This is a genomic window from Bacteroides sp. L10-4 (assembly GCF_013373675.1).
Taxonomy (GTDB): Bacteria; Bacteroidota; Bacteroidia; order Bacteroidales; family Bacteroidaceae; genus Bacteroides; species Bacteroides muris.
Genome location: NZ_JABXJH010000013.1, coordinates 1 through 23,884 on the forward strand (window position 1 = coordinate 1; position 23,884 = coordinate 23,884).

Consider the following 23,884-nt stretch of genomic DNA (forward strand, 5'->3'; position numbering starts at 1 on the left):
CATGTTCGTTAAAATGAGGAAAACCAACGGAGAGCCGTATACAGGGAGACTTGTACGTACGGTTCGGGGGCAGGCTCTCGGAAACCTACCGTCGCAAGACGACAAGGCGCCGAGTGCCGAGCCTACCATCTATAACTATTTGGGCTGTACCAAGCCCTTTGTGCGCCTGTGGATAAGCAGCCTTACCGACAAGGCAATCCGTGAGGGGCTGGATAACTTGCAGCCGGGAGAGCGTTACGATAACCTTTACCTCTCTGCCAAATCCCGCAGCGAAGCGGACTGGCTGATAGGGATAAACGCCACCCAAGCGTTGAGCGTAGCCGCCGGGCAGGGCGTGTTCTCGCTGGGCAGGGTGCAGACACCCACCTTAGTAATGATATGCAGCCGCTATTTGGAGAACAAGCATTTCGTACCCGCCAAGTTTTGGCAACTCAAAGCCCATACCGCCAGCGGGGGAATAATTTTCACTGTCCAATCCACTGCCAAGTGGGAGCAACAGCCCGAAGCGATAGCCGCCCTGCAACGGGTAAAGGGTGCCGGGCGGCTTTCCGTGAAATCCGTTGAGAGGAAAGAAGCCAGCCAAGAACCACCGCTTTTGTACGACCTTACCACGCTGCAAAAGGAAGCGAACACGAAGCTGGACTTTTCGGCTGACAAGACGCTTTCCGTAGCGCAAAGCCTGTATGAAAAGAAAGTGATGTCCTACCCAAGAACCGGCAGCCGCTATATATTGGAGGACGTTTTCGATGAAATGCCGGAGCGTGTCGCCCTGCTGGGGCAATACCCTCGCTTTGCCGGGTATGCCGCCGGGCTGGACGGGGCAGCACTGAACCGCCGCAGCGTGAATGACGGCAAAGTGGCCGACCACCACGCCTTAATCATTACCGAGAACCTGCCCAGTGAACTCACCAAAGATGAGCGGGCGGTTTACGAACTGGTAGCCGGGCGTATGCTGGAAGCCTTTTCGGGCAAGTGCGTGAAAAACGTTACCACTGCCGTACTGTCAGCGGGAGATACCGACTTCACGGTGAAAGGTACGGTGATGAAAATAGCAGGTTGGCGTGCCGTGTTCGGCGAGCAGGAAACGTTTGGGGATGAAGAAGCCGCCAGCCTGCCGCCGCTTCAAAAGGGCGAAAGCCTGCCGATTTCCAACGTGGAACTGTTGGAGAAGCAGACCAAGCCGAAACCGCTGCACACGGAAAGCAGCCTGCTTGCCGCAATGGAGAACGCCGGAAAGGAACTGGAGGATGCCGAACTAAAAGCCAGCCTGAAAGATGCCGGGATAGGCACGCCCGCTACCCGTGCGGCGATTATCGAAACGCTGTTCGCCCGCCAGTACATCGTGCGTGAGAAGAAGAACCTTGTGCCTACCGACAAGGGGCTTGCCGTTTACAAGATAGTCAAGGACAAGAAGATTGCCGATGTCGAAATGACGGGCATGTGGGAAACCGCCCTTGCCAAGATAGAAGCGGGCAGCATGGATGCCAACACGTTCCGAAAGGGTATCGAGGTGTACGCAACGCAAATTACCGCAGAACTGCTATCGGTGCAGCTATCTGTCGCTACTGGTGAAACCTGTCCCTGCCCGAAATGTGGCAGCGGGCGCATCCTGTTCTACCCGAAAGTGGCGAAGTGTTCCAACGTGGACTGCACGCTTACCATATTCCGCAACAAGTGCGACAAGCAACTGACTGACAAGCAGATTGTCGAACTGGTGACGAAACGCAAGACCGGGCTAATCAAGGGCTTCAAGGGCAAGAACGGCAAGGCTTTCGATGCTTCGCTTGTGCTGGACGAACAGTTCAATGTCGGTTTTTCATTCCCCGAAAAGAAAGCGAAACCGAAGAAATAGCCTATCTTTGCCGCTGAAATTTCATTGTGATAGGTTTTGCCACTTATGATAATTGAGATTTTAGTGGTTGCGCCCGGCGGGAACCGGGCGCATTTTTTTATACGCTCCCGCCAAACAGGTAGGTCGAACAGACCACCCCGTTATCCAGCACCCTGCTTTCCGAGAGTTTCCACAGCGAGCCGAATGTTTCCCCGATAAAGCCGATGCCTTTGCCCGCCATGACCGGGACGGTGTAGATTGTCAGGCTGTCCAGCAACCCGGCTTTAATCAATGAAGTAAGCAGCTTGCCGCCGCCCACCACTAGCATGTCGGTTTCCTGTTTCAGTTCATAGACCCTTTGCAGCGGTTCTTCGGTCAGGAACTCCACACCGCAGTCCGGCGTTACGTTGGTATCGTAGTGTGACACCACAAAAGACCGTTTGCTTTTGTGCGGCCACCCGCCCCAATGTTCAAAGATGTAGTTGTAGGTGTTCGCTCCCATAAGCAGGCAATCTGCATCCAAATAGTATTTTCCAACGATAGTTTTTACTTCATCGGGTAACCAATCCAGTTCTTTGTCTAAGGTGGCTGTATGTCCGTCAAGAGATACGGCGATATGCGCTTTAATTTGTTTCATCCTATCAGGTATTAAACAGTTGATAATCTTCTTCAACCTATTCGTTGATACCTCAAAAAAGAAGCGTGAACTTACACTGCTCCACTACGAGGTACTGGCATACCCAAAGAAACGAAACAGGCAAGTCCACGCTATGACAAAGCATAGCATAGACATTGCGCTGAAAATCCCGTTTCTTTTGAAAAGTGCCAGTTTTCGTAGTGAGATATTCGGCGAACGAATATGTTATATATAATGACGATATTGCAGCCGAAACTGTTCAATCGCCGTTATTCTCTTATGTTACTTTTGCAAAAGTAGCGAAAATCACCGAAATAACCTTGCAAATAATAGAAATCCTGCCTTATTATCATAACAAGACAGGATTTTAAAGAAGAAAATATATGATATTGATTATCACTCAATCCATGCGTTCACGGATTAACTTGTGTATGTCACTTGCACGGTAGAAATATTTTCCGTCTAACGTCAAGTAAGGCAGTATTCCTTTCTTCCGGTAACGTTGCAAGGTTTTGGTACTCACTTTCAGCATAAAGCACAAATCCTGATTGTCAAGGAGTTTTTCACCGTTCAGGTAATTGTGACCGCTTAACAGACGGTCTATCTTTTTGTCCTGCATATCGAGCCTATCCATGATACGCTCCATCCAAGCCACAAAATTTTCTTTATCTATATACATAAGGCTACCGGATTAAATAAGACCTATCATAAAATAGCTTTGGTTCACCGGGTCTTTAATGATAATCTCCCGTTCACGCATAAAGCGAATATAACTCTTTGCGGTGCGTTCCTTGATGTCCAAGACCTGCTGCAACTGCTCGCAAAGGTCTATATAGGTGATGCGTGTCTGCCGACCGAAGATGTCACGTGCGACATTCACCAGTTCCCTTTCCTTACGCTTCTCCTTTTCCTCACGGGTTTTCTCCCCTTTGTACACGTGCATCCCCGCTTCCTTGTCCCATGCAAAGAGCATCAAAGGAACGTCCAACGGGCTACCGTCCCTTACTTTCAAAGCTTTTACCACCGACTGGGCGGGTTCTTCGTCTTTCTCTATCGAAAGGATTGTAGCCGCCTTACGCTGCAACTCACTACCCAAATGTCCCCGTAACTTCAAGCCGTTCGGAACGAAGTGCAGCACACAAAGAATACAGGTGTTATAGATACCCGCCAGCCGATAAAGTTCATCTATCACCGCCACGCTTTCCGCTTCATCGTTGGCACTCTTTACAAGGTCTGCGATGCCGTCGATGACGACCAACTGGATGCCGCCGTACTGGTAGTAGAATTTATCCATGCTTTGTACTATGGCGTGTAAACGTTCCTTACGTGACATACCCGTCAGACAGAATGCTTTCAGCTCATCGGGTTTATCCGGCTGTTTGGCGCGTATCAGCAGGTTGCTTACATTCTTAAACAGTTGTACTTCCGACTGTTCGGTATCATAGAGCAAAACCGCCTTGTGCCTGCCGTTGGCGGTTATCTGTACGCCCAGCGTATCTACTTCCGCACCAGCCGGACAGATGCAGCCCGCTACAATTGCGGCTACATAATTGCTCTTGCCCGTTCCCTCGCCTCCGGTGATACCGAACAGGTTGCCTTGTGTCCCCAGCGGAACGTCACCCGCCGAAATAATCTCTTGCGCTTTGGCGGGCGGGTTGTTGAAATCTATTTCGCACGATTTTAGCATAATCAATGTGTCGCTATACAGGTTGTCTAAAAATTCGATAAACAGTTTCAGGAAATCTTCACGGGTGTTCCCGGCTTTAAAGTAGTCGGATATGTCCTTTTCCTCTTTCGTTCCCGGAAGCGGCAGCAGCAGGCGTTTCACTCCAAATTCTTCCAATAGTTTTTCCTGCTTGCGTGAACTTTCCTTGCCCGTTTTATCCATATCGAAAAGCAGGATGATGTGTTTGAATCGGAACGTCAGCCGATAAACCAGCGTGGGCGGGATAGTCACCGTTTCGCTGTTGAAGCAGATAGCGTGAAAACCGTGTGCCGCCAGCGAAAGCACGTCTTTTTCGCCGCCCGTGATAAAGAGCGTATCGCCTTTGGCGGGCAGTTGCTCCAGTCCGAAACAGTAGTTTTCGCCGAAGCTGCCGCCGTAGAGGAAGCGGGGCGTGGAGAACGGGCGGTACAGCTTGATGTGCTGTTTGCCCTTGTAGCCATACATGGGTTCTGCCACTGATGAAGTGTAGGTGTATGGTTTGCCCTCTGCCGTTTCGCTGCTGTATTCCCGGAGCGAACATACCTTGTAACGTTCCAGCAGTTCGGACATGATGCCATATTGCTGCCAGTATTCCAACTCGGAGGGGGTGAACTTCTGTTCCCGGAACTGGTAGGGCTTGACGGGCTTTTCGGGTGTTTCTTCGGGTTTGTCCGGCACTGCCCGGCAGACGGTTGCCGGGGGAATGGAAACCGGAGTGCCGGAAGCCAGCCCCAAGCCCAAATCCCGGTCGATGATTTTCAGTATCTCCACGAAGTCAGCCGCCCTATTGCAGTCCAGCCCCTTTAACTGCCCCACGAAGAAGAAACAATCGCCGCTATAATTGTCGTTACCGAAGTCTTTCATCTTGTACATACCGCTATGGCGGTCGAAGTAGATATTACAGGAAGCCTTGCTGTCCTCGTACAATGGGTTAAGGAAGTTCCGACCAATGCGCCAGTTGCCGGGCAGATAGTGTTTGAAAACAGACAATCCGTTATTTGTCCTGCTTAGAATTTCGTCTTTCTTTAGCATAAGCCTCATGATTTGCAACCAAATTACGCATACATTCATCATTACTTTTTATCAGCCGTTCTTCCAACAGGCGTTTTAATTCGCCTATTTTATAGTAACAACGTCCCCCAATGTTGGAATAGGCAATAGTGCCATTTGCCCGTAAGCGTTGTAATGTACGGTCACTGATTTGAAGAAATGTGCAGACCTCGTAACTATCCACCCAAATTTCATCTTCATTCGTTTTGTTTTCGTCCAAACGGTTAAAGATAAAGTTTGCTATGGTGGTAATCTTGTTGTCAAGTTCCTTATAGGCTTTTGACTCAAATGTTATTATCTCCATATTGCTAACTTATTGATTTACCGCAAAGTTCGGGAGAAGAAATAACCTAAAAGTCATGGTTATATCTATCATGGTATTACTTTTTTCAGGCTATTTTAGGGAAATATCGGCGTAAAAGCTCCCCAAAATGTTATTTTTCAAAGTATATTTCACCGTAAAAAGAAAGTACCATGTTGGGGTGAACATGGTACTTTTACATACTGAAATACAAAGTGTTATTTTATGTCATCTTCGTTCATCCGCTTAACAAGATTATCTATCAGATGATGAAGATACGCCGTTCGGTCTTTTCTCTCTTTCATGGCTATGTATGAAGCGTAATAATCCCCTAAATCAATGTGGAATATCGTGCTAAGGAAATTCATCATTTCTTTTATTTCCACGTTGCCATTGTTTATGTCGCCCGAAGATACAAGAGAATATCCCAGTTCGATAAGATATGACTTTTTGCCTGTGAAACGGAAAATATACTTATCCAGTTGTTGCAGCTTGTGTTCTAACTGATTAGTATTTCCAAGTTTTAACAACCGTTGATTTAAGTATATACGCAACATTTCGTTACATAATATCTTCGCTATCTTATAATCGTATTCCGTTGAAAACAACGGGTCACGGTCATATTGGAAACTGTCAAGCAATAACTGAATATCCGTTTTCTTGCGAACGAAATACAAGCTATCCATATAAGTGGATTTTGACCGATAGTATTGGTAAAAATCCAAATTGTCACGGAAGAAACGGGTTAATTCCTCTAATTCTTGGTTCAAATATTCTTTGATAATCTCATTGTTACCAATGGGACATTTCATTTCGATACTGTAAACCTTACTGAAATACAGATATTTGTCGAGTATATTAGGCTTGATTTCCTTGAAAAAGAGAATTTCGTCTTCATTTGTTGGAAATACATAGTCTGATACAAGCTTTCTTAATTGGCTGTATAGCGGAGTAATGAACTTTACCATGTGCAAAGCATCATCTGCTGTAATATCATTGTCATAATTGAGCAATTTTATTTCAGCATTTATCCGGGACAACATTTCTTCCGCTATTGTTCTCATAGCTACCTATTTTTCATTGCCACTATTTTTTTCTAAATCGCCATTCATCAGATAAGGCAAAAACTCCTGTATCTTATCTACCGACCAGTCCCACCATTTCAAAGTCTGCATTTGTTCTATTATATCAGGACTGAACCGCTTTCGTATCTCCTTTGCGGGGATACCACCTACAATGGTATAGGGCGGAACATCTTTCGTCACAACCGCCCTTGTACCAACAATAGCACCATCACCGATATGGACACCAGCCATAATAACGGCTTCATAGCCTATCCATACGTCATTGCCTATTACGATGTCGCCTTTGTTGTCCCAAGCGGAAGCCACATTTGCCTTATCCAATTCCCAATCTTCATAGAACAGTGGGAACGTGTAAGTCGATAGTGATTTCAGGGTATGATTGGCGCAGTTGAACAGAAATTTTGCACCGCAAGCAATAGAACAGAACTTTCCAATTATCAGCCGTTCATGGTTAATGGGATAATGATACAATACATTGTTTTGCTCAAACAGACACGGGTCTGAAACAAAATCATTGTAAATGGTATAGTCGCCTATTTCGATAGACGGGTCTTTTACGACAGCATTCAAATAAACGGTTTGCGTGTCACCTTTACGGGGATATATCTTGTTCATCATAACTTTCAGTTCTTAGTATTGTTTATATTTAAGATAAATGACGGATTGTGTACCAAGCAGCATTACATATAAGTATTCCACTGCCCAATATGCCGCTAACGGGACATTACAATAACCTAATCCCCATAAGCAGAACAGATAAGCAATAGTAGTTATCACCTGAAAAATGAATACCGTCCGTGTCGCTCCCGTTCCGGTGGCAGCATTCAGATAGACGTAACCGGGTAGTGCAAAGAAGTAATTCAATAGCATGACAAGAAAAGGCGGCCATGCAAGCTGTATGATAGCGGAATTTTCCGTATAAGCCCCTATAATGTGCTGGTGAAAGAACAACGCAAAAGCAATCAGTGGAATGCCTGTCGCATATCCTAAACGGATAATCTTATGGCAAAGCGGAAAAACTTGTTTCTTTTCACCTGCTCCAATCAGGTTACTCACCAAAGAACCGGTGACACCTGCCAACGCATTGACGATAACGGAAAACAGGGCGGAAACACTTCTTACAATGTTCGATACAGCCAATTCCGTTTCTCCCAAGCGTTCGATAGCCACGAAGAACAGAAACCAAATGGCTACACTTGTAAAGAACTGGAGCATACTCCATACCGAGATAGAAAACACCTCTTTCAATACCGTTATATCAATACGCCAGTATAAGCCATACGCTTTTTTATCAATGTGCCGAAACATATATGCAGCCAATACAGCCAGCGAACACATTTCGGCAAATGAAGATGCGATAGCCGCTCCCGATATACCCATATCGAAGCCGAATATCAGGAGCCAGTTCAGCGGAATGTTCACCAGTACGGCAGTGAAAGCTGCCATGTTCAGAGCTTTTGTCTGTGTAATGCCTACCAAAAACGAGCGTAAGGCAAGAAACGGGAAAGAGAACAACAATCCCCAAATACGCCAATCCAAATAGCGGATAACCGCATTATAGACATCATCCGAAGTTATCAGATGTTTCAACAGAACGGGAGAAAATATCTTGGATAGCAGACAGAGGAGTACCGCCAGTATTTGCAAGAAAAACAATCCCTGAAAGAACGTTTTTCCCGTTTCTGCATACTGCTGTTCTCCGTTACGGCGGGCAATTACCACTTGCAACCCCAAACTGAACCCGAAGCCGAGCATATAAATTGCCAAGAACCATATTCCGGCAAGGGCAGATGCGCCCAGTTCCACATCACCTACGTGCCCTAAAAACAAAGCATCGGTAATATTTATCAGTTGTTCGATAAGGATGCTCATCATTACAGGGAAAGCGATGAGCCAGATTTTCTTATAGGTATAATTCATTTGTTCAAACCAATATGATACAATACATCCTGCCGCTTTAAGCAGCACGACAATCTTATAGATTTATAATAAGGGATAATGACAAAACAATAACAGGCAAACTTAAAACATAAGCCTGTCTATTACTGAATAGCAATAATTGGAAGTGCTATTCGCCCGGCGTAGCTATATGCACAACTGCCATTTCATATTGTTGAACAACTATTTATTTTTCTGTTAGTTCTGCAAAGATAGCGTTTTTCTCTGAACTTATACAATCGGATTATCAATTAAATTCTTACTAACACTTCATATCATCCTCATTCATCCGCTTAACAAGATTATCTATCAGATGATGAAGATATGCCGTCCGGTCTTTTCTCTCTTTCATGGCTATATATGATGCGTAATAATCCCCTAAATCAATATGGAATATCGTGCTAAGGAAATTCATCATTTCTTTTATTTCCACGTTGCCATTGTTTATGTCCCCCGAAGATACAAGAGAATATCCCAATTCGATAAGATATGCCTTTTTGCCTGTAAAGCGGAACGGGTATTTGAAGCATCTTTGTAGATTATCTTCTATCTGATTATTCGTTACCAGTTTCACCAATCGCTTATTCAGATAAATGCGCAGCATTTCATTGGCGATAATCTTTGCCACTTTATAGTCATATCCGGTTGAGAAATTAGGGTCTTTGTCAAACTGTGCGCTATCGGTACATAACCGTAAATCAGCTTTTCCACGAACAAAATAATATTCATCGTACACTGTGGAGTGTGAACGGTAATATTGGTAAAAGTCCAAATTGCGATTGAAGAAATAGGTCAGATTATCCAGTTCCCGATTGATATAATTTCTAATCACTTCATCGCTACCGTTAGGAAATTGCGTTTCAATCTTGTATATCTTATAGAAGAATAGTAATCTACCGAGTATTTCCGGTTTCTGTGTCTTGAAAAATAAGATTTCATCCTCTTTGGTTGGAAATATATAGGTTTGTATTTTTGCCCTCAATTCATCAAGAACCGTTTGCAGCTTATGTACCATTGAAAGAGAGGTTTCGATAATATCATAGCCGTAGAGATCGATTTCGTCAATCTCTATGTCTATTTCCTGCAATATATTACCTATATACCCTTTCATCTTACTTCATAGTGATATGTCGTTTCATGTATGCCTTTGTTTTCGGGCAATAAACCAAACATTTCAAGCACGTAACACAGTCATAAACATTTACTATCTCATCCCTTGAAACATTCATGTCCCATACAACCCCGTTTAACGCTTTTTGTGGGCATACATCCCTGCATATATTACAATTACCGCATTGCGACGACTTGATTTCGTGTTCCATTATTGATAAAGGGGCATTTGTCAGGACAGAGCCAAGACATTGTGCCGCTCCATATTCAGCCGTGATGAACAGGTTGTTTTTGCCAATATAACCAGTACCACTAAGTACGGCAATGGTCTTATGTGGTAAAACGGACGTTTTTGTTGTGAAGTCAAATGTATTCTCTGTTATCAAAGCATTGTCGGACTGTGACAATGCTTTGTAACCTTTGCTGATAAGCCGCCCAGCCAGTTTGTCTGCAATCATTCCCACCCGTTTTTCTGCCTGTGCATATTCATCGCTGAGGGTATGCACATAATCGGGACTATCATGTACAGTTTTGATAAAATGTGGATTTATGGCAATTCCTATCAGTAAAGCATAGGGAAAACCCCGGTTTTGTCGTATATCCAGCATGGAAATATCCACGAAGTGAACAAAATCGGCATTTTCATTTCTTAGCTGTTGTTCGATTTCCTTATTTAAGCCATTCATTTGTTCTTTCGCACAATAGGAATATAAATATCCGTTCTCAACTCCGAAACAGGGGTCTTTTCAGGAGTATTGAGGTAGGTTTCAAATGTGTAAGGCTCCCGTAGCGCATATCCACTTGTCGGCAACCAATCAAGGTATATGTAACGATATACTCTGTTCAACTCGTGATATAACCCCTTGAATTGAAACACTGCATATTCTCCGGCTTCTATTTCATGAACAGAAAAGCCATTGGGAACGTTAAATGATTCCGGAACGGTTATACCCACCATGAAACGGGTTTGTTTTTCTGAAGAAATTAGCGGACAATCCAATGTAAGGCTTATAAATTTACAGCCACTTGACTGTAAACCGCAATTTTCAGAAAGACGTAGAATCTGTTTCCATAATACCGTAAAATCATGGTTTATATGTTCCGTCCATTCCAGTTTCAAACAGGCAATACGAACAGGCGGAACTTTCTCAATGCAAGGAACAATTTGCATCGGATACATTCCTGCGGGGTTAGCATTGGAATGTAGTTTACGAAATTCCGGTATCGTACACTTAAAATAACTTTTGAATGCCCTTGAAAGTGTATGTTTGTTTTGGTAGTTTATTTGACATAACAATTCAGTAACGCTTATATTGGTTGATATTAACTTGAATGCGATATATTCCAATCTTAACCGCTGAATGTAAAGCCCGATATTTTCACCACATACAGCTTTGAAGATACGCCGGAAATGGTATTTGGAAATACCTGCCGTTTGCGATAGTGCATCTAAACTAAGTTCATCGAACAAATGGCGGTTAATGTATTCTTGTACCCTTACAATCAGCTCATATAACACGTGGGCTGTATTGATTTTTTGTTTCCACCTTTTTATTTCAGGAAGTCGTCTTGACATCACCTCTCTGATTTCCGGCGAAGTATAGGATATGCCTGTTTCTTTATAATACTCTTCGGGAAAAAGCCCCCAAAGGTAAATCAGATAGTCCATCGAGAAATCGTAACCCTTGACACCATGCTTCAAACAATAGTCGCAATATTCTGCACTCGTATTTACCCCAAGATTATTGTAGTCAATATCTAAGGGTATTCCGCAGGTTTGGCAATATTTGGTTTCTATATCTGTTTCCATTGTCATTTCTATTATTGAGAGCAAAATTAATCAATATGTTACGAAGTTAGTTACCATAAATAGCTATTTTCTAAATGGAAAGATAGCTATTTAAATGATTTGTATAATTCTTTTATGTAATGAACTGTTACAGTGATTTAATGCTATCTCTATATTGTCTTAATTCTCCCTCTCCAATATTCTTTATTGCCAAATCTAATTCATTAAGTAGCCGAGCTTTATCATTAGGTATCATTCCGATAAACGGGACTGTGTTTGACACCGTATTTCCCAACAAAGTTGTTTCTATACAGAGCTTTGAAATGAAAGTCCGTAATTCTAACAACCGTTCGTGTTCGGTCGCTTCTATAAAATTACCACGCTGTATTTCTTCGTATAGTTCTGATTCGGGAAATACGGTCAGCGATACAAAGTTTATGGTAAAGGGGTGCAACTGATTGAATATATTGGCAGTATTGATAGCGTTCCGCTCACCCTGACCTTTTCCTGCAAGTCCTGTCAGATACACGAGGTTATATCTGATATTTGCTTCTTCCAACTTCTTGCATTGCTCGATAATATCATTAGCCGTATATCCCTTGTTCATTACGGCCAATGTATCATCATCGCCCGATTCTGTTCCGATACTGATGCTGTCGAAACCTAAATGACGCAGGTTCTTCAATTCCTCTACTGTTTTCGATTTAATGTCCGAAATACGGGCAAACATACCGATGCTTTCACAATGACGAAGATATTTCCTGATTAGAAGACCTAAATCCAGTAGCCTGTTATAACTTAGCACAAATGGATTAGCCCCCGTTAAAAATACTCGCCGGGCTTTGGGCTGGTAACTTTGTATCACTTTCAAATCTTCTTCGACTTCCGTAATGGGAGATAGACGAAACTTTGTTCCGTGATATAAACTACAAAATTTACACTTGTTGTGAGTACATCCGGCTGTTACCTGTAAGAGTTGAGAACTTGCTTCGTATGGTGGTCGCCATACTTGTCCCGTAAAATGTAATAGTTCCATATAATTATAAATTAAGCACTTGGAATTCGTTATTTTCCGTATTTTTGTGCTGCGAAGTTAGGACGTTCTTTTTGAATAAAGAAGAACTATACTATCTGTCAGCCACTTACGTTTGAGTTAGTTTTTCTCAATATCAATGTATTCAAGGACGGAAAAAATGCGAAAAAAGTTAGATTATGATTATTGTTCGGCTTCCCCTATACTGGAATGGTTGGGAGACAAATGGACTTTGGTCGTTTTATTGAAGCTACACGAGAATGGAGTAATACGTTTCAACGAACTATATAAAACAATTCCCTCTATATCGGAAAAGATGCTATCTTCTGTTTTGCGGTCATTGGTAACGGACGGATTGGTAAATAGAAAAATATATCCCTCAGTTCCACCCAAAGTAGAATATTATGTATCAGAATTTGGAGAAACGTTAATCCCTCATTTAAAGCAGTTGAAACAATGGGGACAAGAAAATTTTGAAACGATAATGGAGAATAGACGGAAAAATAAGTATTGAAATTTAGGTCGAGTAGGTCTGGGCATTTCAGCCCAAACCTCTCACAGAACCGTACGTGAAAGTCTCCCCTCATACGGCTCCTCTCATCCAAACGGTTTCAATCGATTGGGTTTAACACCATGTTGCCAATGGTAAAACAAGGCAGGATTTTTGGAAGCCACTCTTACCAACCATTTATAAGCATCATTAGGCTTTCGCCTGAACCGCTTATATTTTCTTTCTGCCCACCGAGCCAATTTCAAATTGATACATTGTAGAAAAGCCTTTAACTGACTACCGTAAAACTTACCATAGTAATTCATCCACCCACGTACTTCTGCATTTATTTCAACTGCAATATCAGAGAGTTTTAGCTGAACCCGCCTGTTTAAGTGCCAACCACGCATCTTTTCTGTGATGCGCTTCTTTGACTTTCTACTGATTGCCGGGGCATAACCATTAAAGACTTGTCCTTGCTTATTCCTCTGACCTCGTGGCTGAAAGGTATAACCCAAGAAATCAAAAGTGATTTCCTTATACTCTCCCCTCCGTTTACCGTCTTTGCAATAAACAACACGCGTCTTCTCTTCATTCAGTCTCAATTTACACGCAGCGAAGCGTTCCACTATGGATGCTTTTAGCATTTGGGCCTCTTTAAGGCTATTACAATGACAAATAGTATCATCAGCATAGCGTTCAAAAGGAATGGTCGGATGATAAAGCGACATCCATTTGTCAAACGTATAGTGGAGATACAAGTTTGCAAGAACCGGTCCTATCACCGACCCTTGCGGAACTCCCATTTTCCGTTCTGTCCGTTCGCCTGTTAATGTTGCGTAGGGCACTTTCAACCAACGCCGGATGTAAAGTAGTATCCACTTTTCTTGCACGTGACGCTCGACAGCTTTCATTAGCAGGTCATGGTCAATGGTATCAAAGAACTTGCTTATATCCATATCCAATACCCAATTATAATGCCAGCAACGCTCACGGGCTTTTTCTATTGCATCATGGGCACTACGATTAGGACGATAACCATACGAGTCTGCATGAAATATCGCCTCCAATCTTTCCTCAATCAGCAATACGACCGACATTTGGGCTATGCGGTCACCAACCGTAGGAATGCCCAAGGGACGAGTTCCTCCGGAGGGTTTAGGTATATCTACCAACTTTACAGCTTCGGGAAAATAACTTCCCGAACTCATGCGGTTCCACAACTTGTACAGATTCTTTCCCAGATTACTCTCATAGTCCTCTGTACTGACATTGTCGATACCGGCACTCCCCTTGTTTTCTTTTACCCGTTTCCAAGCATTCATTATCAAATACTTGTCGATTGTAAACGGTTTTGTGACTTGATGTTGCATCATCCTAATAACATTAATCAATTAGTTGTACAAAAAACAAATACACCGGACAAGCTGCCCCCTTTGCTCCATTGCCATTACAGCAACATCAACGCTACTACGAGGCAGTCCGCCCCCACCATAGGCATCGGTACTCAGACCTTACGGGTTTGCCGTTCTTGGTCGCTCCCTTAACATCCTATGGTGAGTTCCCGTGTTCCCACAACACAGCCTCCATACAGGTCATGCCACCTCTACGCCGGATGCCGTTCAGACAGTAAGCAGGTAACCTCTGAACTTATCCCATACTCCTTGCATAAGCATGGTTTTGACATCACCCATTGCATTTCGACGCATCATCAATGGTTCCCTTACGGTCATCTCCTGTATGGTTACCTGACAGTTCATCACTGCCTTTTAAATGTATCGTTCACTACCTTAACCCTTTCGGGAGAAAGCAGCATACACCGGTTTGCAACCTCTTCCTGCAAAGCGATTGCGAGAGACCTACTCTCATCTGTATCGCAGTTACGAATGTGACAGCCATACCACATTCTCACGGCACACTGCAAGGTGCAAGTATATATCTATATATAGCTTGCACCTTGCACTAATCGTAAAAGATTTATTTTCAATAATTTGTGTATTTAAAAATAAAGTTGTATCTTTGAACCGAAGATAAAGGCAGACACAATCCCGACAAGGGAAGCCAAATGTTCTTTGAAAAAAGTGCCTAATTCGTACCCCTTAAAAGATAGAGGTACGCTAAAATATTGATTTTAAGACTTGTGAGCCGCATGGTTCAAGACCCAGGCGGATCACCAATCAAAGATGAAAATCGAAGAAAATCCCTGATAACCAACAGTTATCGGGGATTTTTAGTTTCTACCCACCTCCCTTTTTTACGCAGAATACAGGGTCACCCGTAAATTCTAGTGGGGTTATGCATAAATTTTAGTTAGTCTATACAAGAAAAAACGGTATATCTATAACTCCTCTAAGTTGTGCTCTGAACTGTTTTATTTTCGCGTTAAACGATTCTGCTGCCGCATTTGATGCCCTATGAATATAGAAGTTTAATATTTCCTCGCTTCTGTCATATAATGTAGCTGCTATGGTGTTAAACGAATCAAATCCAGATTGCTCTACTTCCTGATACCATTTCGCCAAATTGGTTCTTGCTCCTGCCTTTATCAATTGTTTATTAAAAATCATCCTTAAGGAATGACTAAGGGAATATGCCCGTTTAATATCCGGATATTCTCTGAATAATATTGCAGCTCTGCGTTTCTGTGATTCAGTCCATTTTTCAGCAGATTTGAAAAGCAGATATCGGCTCCTCGCCAATAGCTCCTTACGTGTGTCGCCATTCTCAAAAGTAGGAGAAAGATATTTCTTCTTTAATCCTTTCGCTTCCTGTCTGGCATCTGTTTCTTCTTGTATAGCTTCCCAGCGATGTCCGATTCTGATTTCTTGTACAGCATCACAGGCTAACTTTTGAATGTGGAAGCGGTCTATCACACGGATGGCTGAAGTGAAGCATCTGCGAACGATCTTGCGCATGCTTTCTGACAAGTCAAGAGTGACTTCCTGCACCATCTGGAGCGCCTCCTCAGGGATTTGTTCTACCACAGCAATGACATCGTCGGCTTTAGTCCCCTTGACAATAGCTACGATAGCACCTTTGCCGCCGTGGGCCTCTCTATTGATGATTATAGTATATAACTCCCCATTGGAGAGGGAAGTCTCATCAATACTCAAGTACGGACCCGGGTTCTCAGGAAACAGCAACCAGTTTTCAGCATGGGGCAATTGATCCCACATGCGGTAGTCACTTAAATACTCTTTATATTGCCGCTCAAACTGATCACCGTCAATATGATAATAACGTTCAAGAGAGCGGGCCGTAATCGGGTATTTCTCCAAGTAGTTCTTTTAAAAAAGACGCGAATTCTTTTGAATGTCGCGTTCCTTGGGCAGTAAGCTCAAAAGTGTTACAGATGATAGAACCGGCTTCCTTGTCGAGCCATTTACGCCGCCGTACACATAAGGTTACCTTACGGTCACGGATAGGAAAATCACGGATATACACCGCAGGAAGAAAACCTTTGGACTCTAAAGAGTGAACCGTAGGAGACAAGGGAGGAAGATTCTGCTCATCTAAATGAATGGTTAATATTTTAGCATCGTTCTCTATTTCAACAATGTCAAAACAATCCAATAGCTCAACCGGAAGAATTAAGCGAGCAAGAACTAAAAGAGTATCGTAACTAGTCATAAAAGTTTTTTAGGGAAAAGATACTAATTGTTGAGAAGCCCACATGATTTTATCGGTGAATCATAGCAACCATGCCCCCATAAACGCAAAAAGCGTGCAACTCATTGAGCTGCACGCTTTTGCTTATTGATTATTATCTGTTTCCTTATCGGAATCATTTCACTTCCTCAAAGTCAGCATCCTGCACATTATCGCCATGCTTTGTATTATCCTGAGCACCGCCTTGTTGCCCTGCATTCATATCAGGACCAGCTTGTGCACCACCCTGAGCACCGCTCTGGGCATACATTTCAGCACTGGCAGCCTGGAATGCCGTATTCAGTTCGGCCATGGCAGAATCTACGGTAGCCAGGTCTTGAGCCTTATGGGCATCTTTCAGCTTCTGCAAAGCAGCTTCAATCGGAGCCTTCTTGTCGGCAGGGAGCTTGTCGCCGAGTTCCTTCAACTGATTTTCTGTTTGGAAAATCATAGAGTCAGCCTGGTTCAGCTTGTCTACTTTCTCACGCTCTTTCTTGTCGGCTTCGGCATTGGCTTCGGCTTCGGCTTTCATTTTTTCGATTTCTTCCTTGCTCAAACCGCTGGAAGCTTCGATACGGATAGCCTGTTCCTTACCGGTAGCCTTATCTTTGGCAGACACCTTCAAGATACCGTTGGCGTCGATATCGAATGTCACCTCAATCTGAGGAATACCGCGACGTGCCGGAGCAATACCTGTCAGGTTGAACTGACCGATTGACTTGTTCTGTGCAGCCATCGGACGCTCACCCTGCAATACATGGATGGTAACCTCCGTTTGGTTGTCGGCAGCTGTGGAGAATGTTTCGCTCTTCTTGCAGGGGATGGTAGTGTTGGCATCAATCAGCTTCGTCATCACACCACCCATAGTCTCGATACCCATAGACAGCGGAGTAACATCCAGCAACACAACGCCCTTGATTTCATCCGTCAAAACGGCACCTTGCACGGCAGCACCTACGGCTACTACCTCATCCGGATTCACACCCTTGGAAGGAACTTTACCAAAGAAGTCTTCTACCAACTTCTGTACAGCCGGGATACGTGAAGAACCACCTACGAGGATTACTTCATCGATGTCCGCATTGTTCAAGCCAGCATCGCTCATAGCCTTCTTACAGGGTTCCAAACAAGCCTGAATCAAGTTGTGAGCCAGAGCCTCGAATTTGGCACGGGTCAACGTCTTCACCAAGTGCTTGGGCACACCGCCTACGGGCATGATGTACGGCAAGTTAATTTCAGTGCTTGTAGAAGAGGACAGCTCTATCTTAGCCTTCTCGGCAGCTTCCTTCAGACGTTGCATAGCCATCGGGTCTTGAGTCAAGTCAGCACCTTCGTCGTTCTTGAACTCCTGAACCAGCCAGTCGATGATTACTTGGTCGAAGTCGTCACCACCCAAGTGAGTGTCACCGTTGGTTGACAATACTTCGAACACACCGCCACCGAATTCGAGGATAGAGATATCGAATGTACCACCACCAAGGTCGAATACGGCAACCTTCATGTCCTTGTGAGACTTGTCAATACCGTAGGCAAGAGCTGCGGCAGTCGGCTCGTTCACAATACGCTTCACTTCAAGACCTGCAATCTGTCCGGCTTCCTTTGTAGCCTGGCGTTGGGAGTCTGAGAAGTATGCGGGGACGGTAATTACGGCTTCTGTCACTTCTTGTCCCAGATAGTCCTCGGCAGTTTTTTTCATCTTCTGCAGAATCATTGCAGAGATTTCCTGCGGAGTATAAAGACGTCCGTCAATGTCCACACGCGGAGTGTTGTTGTCACCCTTTACTACTTTATAGGGCATACGGCCGATTTCTTTCTGCACCTGGTCCCAGTTTTCGCCCATGAAACGTTTGATGGAGAAAACCGTACGGGTGGGGTTTGTGATAGCCTGACGCTTGGCAGGATCACCGATTTTACGTTCGCCACCATCAACAAATGCTACCACTGAAGGAGTGGTGCGCTTACCTTCACTGTTTGCAATTACTACAGGTTCGTTACCTTCGAATACTGCAACGCAAGAGTTTGTTGTTCCTAAGTCAATACCAATAATTTTTCCCATGATCGTTATTTTTTTATTTGTTATTATTCTGTTTCGACGTCCGCCTCAGTGGCAGACGCCAATAAAAAGACAAACGTTGTGCCAAATTGTTCAGAGCAGCTGTAGATTTATACTTGTGGCAGTTTATCTGTCAGTTTGGCAGAATTAAAATCATTTTTTCTGTCGGAAATTACCATTTGTTAATTTCCATTCCATTCAAAAGCTCTACTTTTGTCGCCCGAATCAGATATAATAAAACATGAACGACATCAATCTTTTTCCTTGCATACCTTTAATCGTTCCTCCATGAAGGAAAAATTGTTCCACCGTGGTGAAAATATCGTTCCACCACGAGGGAAATATCGTTCCACCATGGTGGAACGATTAAGGATTAGTTAACATTCTGCTTAACCATAGTAACGGGAATGATTGGTTTTCACATATAAAAGAAATAAACAAGATGGGTATGGAAAAGATGAGAGACAGCATCGACTTCAAGAACACGGACATCAAGACATTGTTCCGCAAACTATTGCTCCCTACTGTACTGGGGATGATTTTCTCCGCACTATTCATTATCACTGACGGCATCTTCGTAGGGAAAGGGATTGGCAGTGATGCTTTGGCTGCCGTCAATATTGTGTCACCACTATGGTTGTTCTCTACGGGTGTAGGACTTATGTTTGGGGTCGGCGCCTCTGTGGTAGCTTCCATTCATCTGTCACACGGGAAGGTCAAGGTGGCACGTATCAATATCATACAGTCGGTAGTCATATCTTCCTTGTTACTGATGTGCACCTCCACCCTATTCTGTTCATTTGCCCCGCAGGTGGTAAAGCTGCTCGGAGGGTCCGAACGGCTCACGCCATTGGCTGTGGAATACATGCTTTGGTTTGTGCCGTTCTCTCTGTTCACCGCATTGCTCAATTCGGGTATGTTTTTCTTGAGGCTGGACGGTTCGCCCAGTTTTGCCATGATGTGCAATGTGGTGGCTGCCGTTCTGAACATCCTATTGGATTATCTGTTCATCTTCCCCTTGGGCTGGGGAATGTTCGGTGCCGCATTGGCAAGTGCCATAGGTACTACGGTAGGCGCATTGATGACAGTATCCTATCTGCTGCGCCGCCGGTGCGCACTGCGCTTCCACCCCGTCAAGATGAGCCGGAAAAGCATGCAACTGATGCGTCGCAACATTGGCTATATGTGCCGCTTGGGTTCTTCTGCCTTCTTGTGCGAGGTGGCGATTGCCAGCATGATGTTTGTAGGCAACCAAGTGTTCATCCATTATCTGAAGGAAGACGGAGTGGCGGCATTCAGCATTGCCTGCTATTTCTTTCCTATTATATTTATGGTATATAATGCCATTGCGCAGTCGGCGCAGCCGATTATCAGTTATAACTACGGCCTGAACGAGAGCCAACGTGTCCGCCGCGCCTACTTGCTGGCACTGAAAACCGCCATAGGCTGCGGTGTATGTTTTGCCCTGACCACAATATTCTGCAGCCCTGAAATTGTCGGTATGTTCATAGACCGCAGCTATCCGGCCTATGACATAGCAGCCAAAGGATTGCCTCTGTATGCCATCGGCTTCGTGTTCTTTGCCGTCAACATCGTGTCCATCGGCTATTTCCAGAGTGTGGAGCGTGCCAAGTATGCCACAGTTATCACCCTGCTGCGTGGTTTTATCCTGCTGATAGCCTGCTTTTTCGGACTGCCCCTACTATTGGGAGACCGGGGAATCTGGCTTGCCACTCCTCTTGCAGAAATGCTGACAACCCTCTTTATCCTCGTGATTTACATATCCGGGAAAAAGGGGCATAAAGAAAAATCCGTATCTTTAGACAAGACAGGCTGTACCCCAACATAACTTTTTCATGCAAGCATAAAAGTCCTGTCTTCGGTTTGCACTATCTTTGCTGTATGGAAACTATGATAAAGAAATTCTGCAAGAAGTATAAACTACCGGAAAGCACTTTGCACGAACTTCTGTCACACATGACAGAAGTCCGTTTCGGCAAGAGAGAACTCATTATCAGCGAAGGGGAAAGGAACAGCAACTTCTATCTTTTGAAGAAAGGCATCTGGCGTGCCTACTACCTGACAGACGGCACGGAAAATTCCCTTTGGTTTGCCGCACCGGGCGACACAGCTTGCTCATCGTGGGGATATGTAGACAGCGAAGTTTCCCCCATCAACATCGAATCGATAAATGAAAGCATCGCCTATTGTATCAGTAAGCCTGAGCTGGAAGCCCTTTTTTCGCATTCCATAGATATGGCCAACTTCGGCAGAAGAATCTTTGAACGGGAAATTCTGTCGGTGGACAGTTCCACAGTAGCCTACGGCACCCCTCCCACTGCCAAAGAAAGGTACATGACGCTGATGGAAGAGAATCCGGAACTGCTGCAGGATGTACCGCTCAAGTATCTGGCTTCTTATCTCTACATCACTCCGCAATCCCTGAGCCGGATACGCGCAGGATTAAAGAAAAAGTAAAAGACCATTTTATATCAAGATACAAAAAAGGCTCTTGGCAGATTATTCCTGCAAGAGCCTTTTTTATTTCAATCCATCTTTCAGTTCTTCACCAACACCATCACCAGATTATTGTCAGCATCGTATAGCCCGACGCCTCCGCCTGCCAGCTTGCCAAAAGACCGAACGGAATTCAAGGCTTTCAACACACGGTCTTCCACCTCCATATCAGGGCACGCCATCATGGTACTGATAACTTGCGGGAAAGAGATTGCCGACGGATTTTCATCGTCAACCTGGAAAGCGCCGTTAATCAGATTGCAACCCGCATTACCGTGCAAGCGCTTTTCTGCCATATTAAACTCAATGAACGGCTGCTTCTCCATTCCGTCGGGAATGGCCTCGCCCGCAGCCTCACTAATTATCCACTTTCCTTCCAAATCAGACACCTTGGAAACGGATTCTTTCTTCTGCAACACGACTATGGGACGATTGGAAGCACCGCATAAAGCGATATTTTCCTTTCCCAGCTTCTTATACTTTTTCACTTTGTTCAAAGCCGACAATACATTATTTTCCACAGTCATATCCGGACAAGCCATACGGGTACTTGCCAAAGCACCGAGCTCAATCGTACCGGGCTTGGCATTCACGTCAAACGAACCCATCATACGGTTGCAACCACTGTTGCCAAATACTTTTCCGGTCTTTGTGTCAAAACCGATATAGGGAAATTCCTGTCCCGGAGCAGGAACTACGGCAGTACCGTTCACTTCAATGATATTCCACTCACCGCTGATGGAAGAAAGAATAGCGGCATTTTTGGTTGATGCACAAGAAGACAAGCCCATCAATGCGCTTGCCATGCATAGGGAAACAAATACTTTTTTCATTGTTCTTCGTTGTTTAAGTTAATTTATTCAAGGGACAAATATACGAAAATAACCCAAATGCAAGTAATTTGTTTAATATTTGAAGCATCTACCCCAAAGTATTTAGCAGGATTTTAATGTTTATCTAAGAATTAACTCTTATATTTGCTCTCCGTATTTTTTATAAACCTAATATAATAACAATAGTACAAAGAAATGGGTAAAGTTCTTATTATCGGTGCAGGCGGTGTAGGTACCGTTGTTGCGCACAAAGTGGCTCAAAATCCTGATGTGTTTACAGAAATCATGATAGCCAGCCGCACCAAGTCCAAATGTGACGCTGTTGTCAAGGCAATCGGTAACCCGAACATCAAAACCGCCCAGGTAGACGCCGACAACGTGGACGAACTGGTAGCACTCTTCAATAGTTTCAAACCCGAAATCGTCATCAACGTAGCCCTCCCCTACCAAGACCTCACCATCATGGAGGCCTGTCTGCAAAGTGGAGTCAACTATCTGGATACCGCCAATTATGAGCCGAAAGATGTTGCCCACTTTGAATACAGTTGGCAATGGGCCTACAAGAAACGCTTTGAAGATGCCGGACTGACCGCCATCCTCGGTTGCGGTTTCGACCCGGGAGTAAGCGGCATATATACTGCATACGCCGCCAAACATCATTTTGACGAAATACAGTACCTGGACATCGTAGACTGCAATGCCGGAAATCACCATAAAGCATTCGCCACCAACTTCAATCCGGAAATCAACATCCGTGAGATTACACAGAACGGTCGCTATTATGAAAACGGAGAATGGGTGACAACCAAGCCGCTGGAAATCCACAAAGACCTGACTTATCCGAACATCGGTCCGCGCGACTCCTATCTGCTTTATCACGAAGAACTGGAATCTCTGGTGAAGAATTTCCCCACCATCAAGCGTGCACGCTTCTGGATGACGTTTGGACAAGAGTACCTAACCCACCTGCGCGTTATCCAGAACATTGGTATGGCGCGCATAGACGAAGTGGAATACAACGGCATGAAGATTGTTCCGCTGCAATTCCTGAAAGCCGTCCTCCCCAACCCGCAAGACCTGGGCGAAAACTACGAAGGTGAAACATCCATTGGCTGTCGCATCCGCGGACTAAAGGATGGCAAAGAGCGTACCTACTATGTATACAACAACTGTAGCCACCAGGAAGCCTACAAGGAAACCGGCATGCAGGGCGTAAGCTATACCACCGGTGTACCTGCCATGATTGGTGCCATGATGTTCCTCAAGGGACTGTGGAAAAAACCGGGGGTATGGAATGTCGAGGAATTCAATCCGGACCCGTTTATGGAACAGCTCAACAAGCAAGGCCTGCCTTGGCATGAGATTATCGACGGAGACTTGGAAGTTTGATATTAAACATTAATCATTGACAAAGTGAATATAGGAGATAAAGCACCCGAAGTATTGGGCATCAACGAAAAAGGTGAAGAAATCCGTTTGAGCGACTATAAGGGAAAAAAGATTGTACTCTACTTCTATCCCAAAGACATGACGTCCGGCTGCACGGCACAAGCCTGCAACCTGCGGGATAATTATGCCGACCTATGCAAAGCCGGCTATGAAGTCATCGGCGTCAGTGTGGACAGCGAAAAGTCACACCAGAAATTTATTGAGAAAAACAATCTACCTTTTACCCTGATTGCAGACACCGACAAGAATCTGGTAGAACAATTCGGAGTATGGGGCGAAAAAAGCATGTATGGCCGCAAATATATGGGAACGTTCCGCACGACTTTCATCATTAATGAAGAAGGTATTGTAGAACGCATCATCACTCCGAAAGAAGTGAAGACCAAAGACCATGCGGCACAAATTTTATAATCAT

Annotated in this window: 22 protein-coding genes and 1 pseudogene; 6 read left to right on the forward strand and 17 right to left on the reverse strand. The window is 44.3% G+C overall.

Annotation, left to right across the window (positions count from 1 at the left end):
• Positions 1-1,852, forward strand: a 1,852-nt coding sequence (locus HU824_RS06065; RefSeq protein WP_255260477.1) for a type IA DNA topoisomerase, incomplete at its 5' end; no start/stop codon positions are given.
• Between the two features lie 97 nt (positions 1,853-1,949).
• Here HU824_RS06065 and HU824_RS06070 read toward each other — a convergent pair.
• The 11 genes from HU824_RS06070 to HU824_RS06120 form a co-directional block, all read right to left on the reverse strand.
• Entirely contained in the window at positions 1,950-2,468 is a 519-nt protein-coding gene (locus HU824_RS06070; RefSeq protein ID WP_176468367.1) for a dihydrofolate reductase family protein, read from the reverse strand.
• 400 nt (positions 2,469-2,868) lie between these two features.
• Positions 2,869-3,147 (reverse strand): helix-turn-helix domain-containing protein, encoded by a 279-nt coding sequence (locus HU824_RS06075; protein ID WP_016276694.1) that lies wholly within the window; start codon positions 3,145-3,147, stop codon positions 2,869-2,871.
• A 12-nt stretch (positions 3,148-3,159) separates the two neighbouring features.
• A complete protein-coding gene (locus HU824_RS06080; RefSeq protein WP_176468368.1) occupies positions 3,160-5,205 on the reverse strand; it encodes a bifunctional DNA primase/helicase in 2,046 nt (681 codons plus the stop codon).
• Positions 5,168-5,527 (reverse strand): helix-turn-helix domain-containing protein, encoded by a 360-nt coding sequence (locus HU824_RS06085; RefSeq protein WP_124316178.1) that lies wholly within the window; start codon positions 5,525-5,527, stop codon positions 5,168-5,170. Before HU824_RS06085 ends, HU824_RS06080 begins: the two co-directional genes overlap by 38 nt.
• A gap of 215 nt (positions 5,528-5,742) precedes the next feature.
• Positions 5,743-6,588 carry an RteC domain-containing protein gene (locus HU824_RS06090; protein ID WP_176468369.1) on the reverse strand — a complete coding sequence of 282 codons (846 nt, stop codon included), beginning with the start codon at positions 6,586-6,588 and terminating at the stop codon, positions 5,743-5,745.
• Positions 6,589-6,594: 6 nt separating this feature from the next.
• Entirely contained in the window at positions 6,595-7,227 is a 633-nt protein-coding gene (locus HU824_RS06095) for a CatB-related O-acetyltransferase (RefSeq protein ID WP_176468370.1), read from the reverse strand.
• A gap of 12 nt (positions 7,228-7,239) precedes the next feature.
• Positions 7,240-8,529 carry an MATE family efflux transporter gene (locus HU824_RS06100; RefSeq protein WP_176468371.1) on the reverse strand — a complete coding sequence of 430 codons (1,290 nt, stop codon included), beginning with the start codon at positions 8,527-8,529 and terminating at the stop codon, positions 7,240-7,242.
• A 280-nt stretch (positions 8,530-8,809) separates the two neighbouring features.
• Entirely contained in the window at positions 8,810-9,658 is an 849-nt protein-coding gene (locus HU824_RS06105) for an RteC domain-containing protein (RefSeq protein WP_176468372.1), read from the reverse strand.
• Between the two features lies 1 nt (position 9,659).
• Positions 9,660-10,343 carry a ferredoxin family protein gene (locus tag HU824_RS06110; RefSeq protein WP_176468373.1) on the reverse strand — a complete coding sequence of 228 codons (684 nt, stop codon included), beginning with the start codon at positions 10,341-10,343 and terminating at the stop codon, positions 9,660-9,662.
• Positions 10,340-11,467 (reverse strand): GyrI-like domain-containing protein, encoded by a 1,128-nt coding sequence (locus HU824_RS06115; RefSeq protein WP_176468374.1) that lies wholly within the window; start codon positions 11,465-11,467, stop codon positions 10,340-10,342. The genes HU824_RS06110 and HU824_RS06115 overlap by 4 nt, the downstream gene beginning before the upstream one ends.
• Before the next feature lie 127 nt (positions 11,468-11,594).
• On the reverse strand, positions 11,595-12,482 hold the full coding sequence (locus HU824_RS06120) for a radical SAM protein (RefSeq protein WP_176468375.1): 888 nt from the start codon (positions 12,480-12,482) through the stop codon (positions 11,595-11,597).
• Between the two features lie 157 nt (positions 12,483-12,639).
• On the opposite strand from HU824_RS06120, the gene HU824_RS06125 reads away from it, so the two are divergent.
• On the forward strand, positions 12,640-12,993 hold the full coding sequence (locus tag HU824_RS06125; RefSeq protein WP_176468376.1) for a helix-turn-helix domain-containing protein: 354 nt from the start codon (positions 12,640-12,642) through the stop codon (positions 12,991-12,993).
• An 83-nt stretch (positions 12,994-13,076) separates the two neighbouring features.
• Here HU824_RS06125 and ltrA read toward each other — a convergent pair whose 3' ends face one another.
• The 5 genes and pseudogenes from ltrA to dnaK all read right to left on the reverse strand — a co-directional run bounded on the left by ltrA (position 13,077) and on the right by dnaK (position 18,673).
• Entirely contained in the window at positions 13,077-14,345 is a 1,269-nt protein-coding gene (gene ltrA / locus HU824_RS06130; RefSeq protein WP_255260478.1) for a group II intron reverse transcriptase/maturase, read from the reverse strand.
• A 246-nt stretch (positions 14,346-14,591) separates the two neighbouring features.
• Positions 14,592-14,729, reverse strand: coding sequence for a hypothetical protein (locus HU824_RS06135; protein ID WP_162222281.1), 138 nt, complete (start codon positions 14,727-14,729; stop codon positions 14,592-14,594).
• Positions 14,730-15,262: 533 nt separating this feature from the next.
• A pseudogene (locus tag HU824_RS06140) lies at positions 15,263-16,247 on the reverse strand (transposase).
• On the reverse strand, positions 16,213-16,599 hold the full coding sequence (locus tag HU824_RS06145; RefSeq protein ID WP_176468377.1) for a hypothetical protein: 387 nt from the start codon (positions 16,597-16,599) through the stop codon (positions 16,213-16,215). Before HU824_RS06145 ends, HU824_RS06140 begins: the two are co-directional and overlap by 35 nt.
• Before the next feature lie 154 nt (positions 16,600-16,753).
• Positions 16,754-18,673 carry a molecular chaperone DnaK gene (gene dnaK / locus HU824_RS06150; RefSeq protein ID WP_005831748.1) on the reverse strand — a complete coding sequence of 640 codons (1,920 nt, stop codon included), beginning with the start codon at positions 18,671-18,673 and terminating at the stop codon, positions 16,754-16,756.
• A 445-nt stretch (positions 18,674-19,118) separates the two neighbouring features.
• Between dnaK and HU824_RS06155 the strand changes: the two genes are divergently transcribed.
• Entirely contained in the window at positions 19,119-20,519 is a 1,401-nt protein-coding gene (locus tag HU824_RS06155) for an MATE family efflux transporter (protein ID WP_176468378.1), read from the forward strand.
• Between the two features lie 53 nt (positions 20,520-20,572).
• A complete protein-coding gene (locus HU824_RS06160; RefSeq protein ID WP_176468379.1) occupies positions 20,573-21,148 on the forward strand; it encodes a Crp/Fnr family transcriptional regulator in 576 nt (191 codons plus the stop codon).
• A gap of 80 nt (positions 21,149-21,228) precedes the next feature.
• Here the strand turns inward: HU824_RS06160 and HU824_RS06165 are convergent, their stop codons facing one another.
• Positions 21,229-22,020: an META domain-containing protein gene (locus tag HU824_RS06165; protein ID WP_176468380.1), complete on the reverse strand. Its 792-nt coding sequence runs from the start codon at positions 22,018-22,020 to the stop codon at positions 21,229-21,231.
• Positions 22,021-22,215: 195 nt separating this feature from the next.
• Between HU824_RS06165 and HU824_RS06170 the strand changes: the two genes are divergently transcribed.
• Positions 22,216-23,409: a saccharopine dehydrogenase family protein gene (locus HU824_RS06170; protein WP_016272822.1), complete on the forward strand. Its 1,194-nt coding sequence runs from the start codon at positions 22,216-22,218 to the stop codon at positions 23,407-23,409.
• A gap of 24 nt (positions 23,410-23,433) precedes the next feature.
• Complete coding sequence (gene bcp, locus HU824_RS06175; RefSeq protein ID WP_176468381.1) at positions 23,434-23,880, forward strand: thioredoxin-dependent thiol peroxidase; 447 nt, start codon at positions 23,434-23,436, stop codon at positions 23,878-23,880.
• Positions 23,881-23,884: the final 4 nt, after the last annotated feature.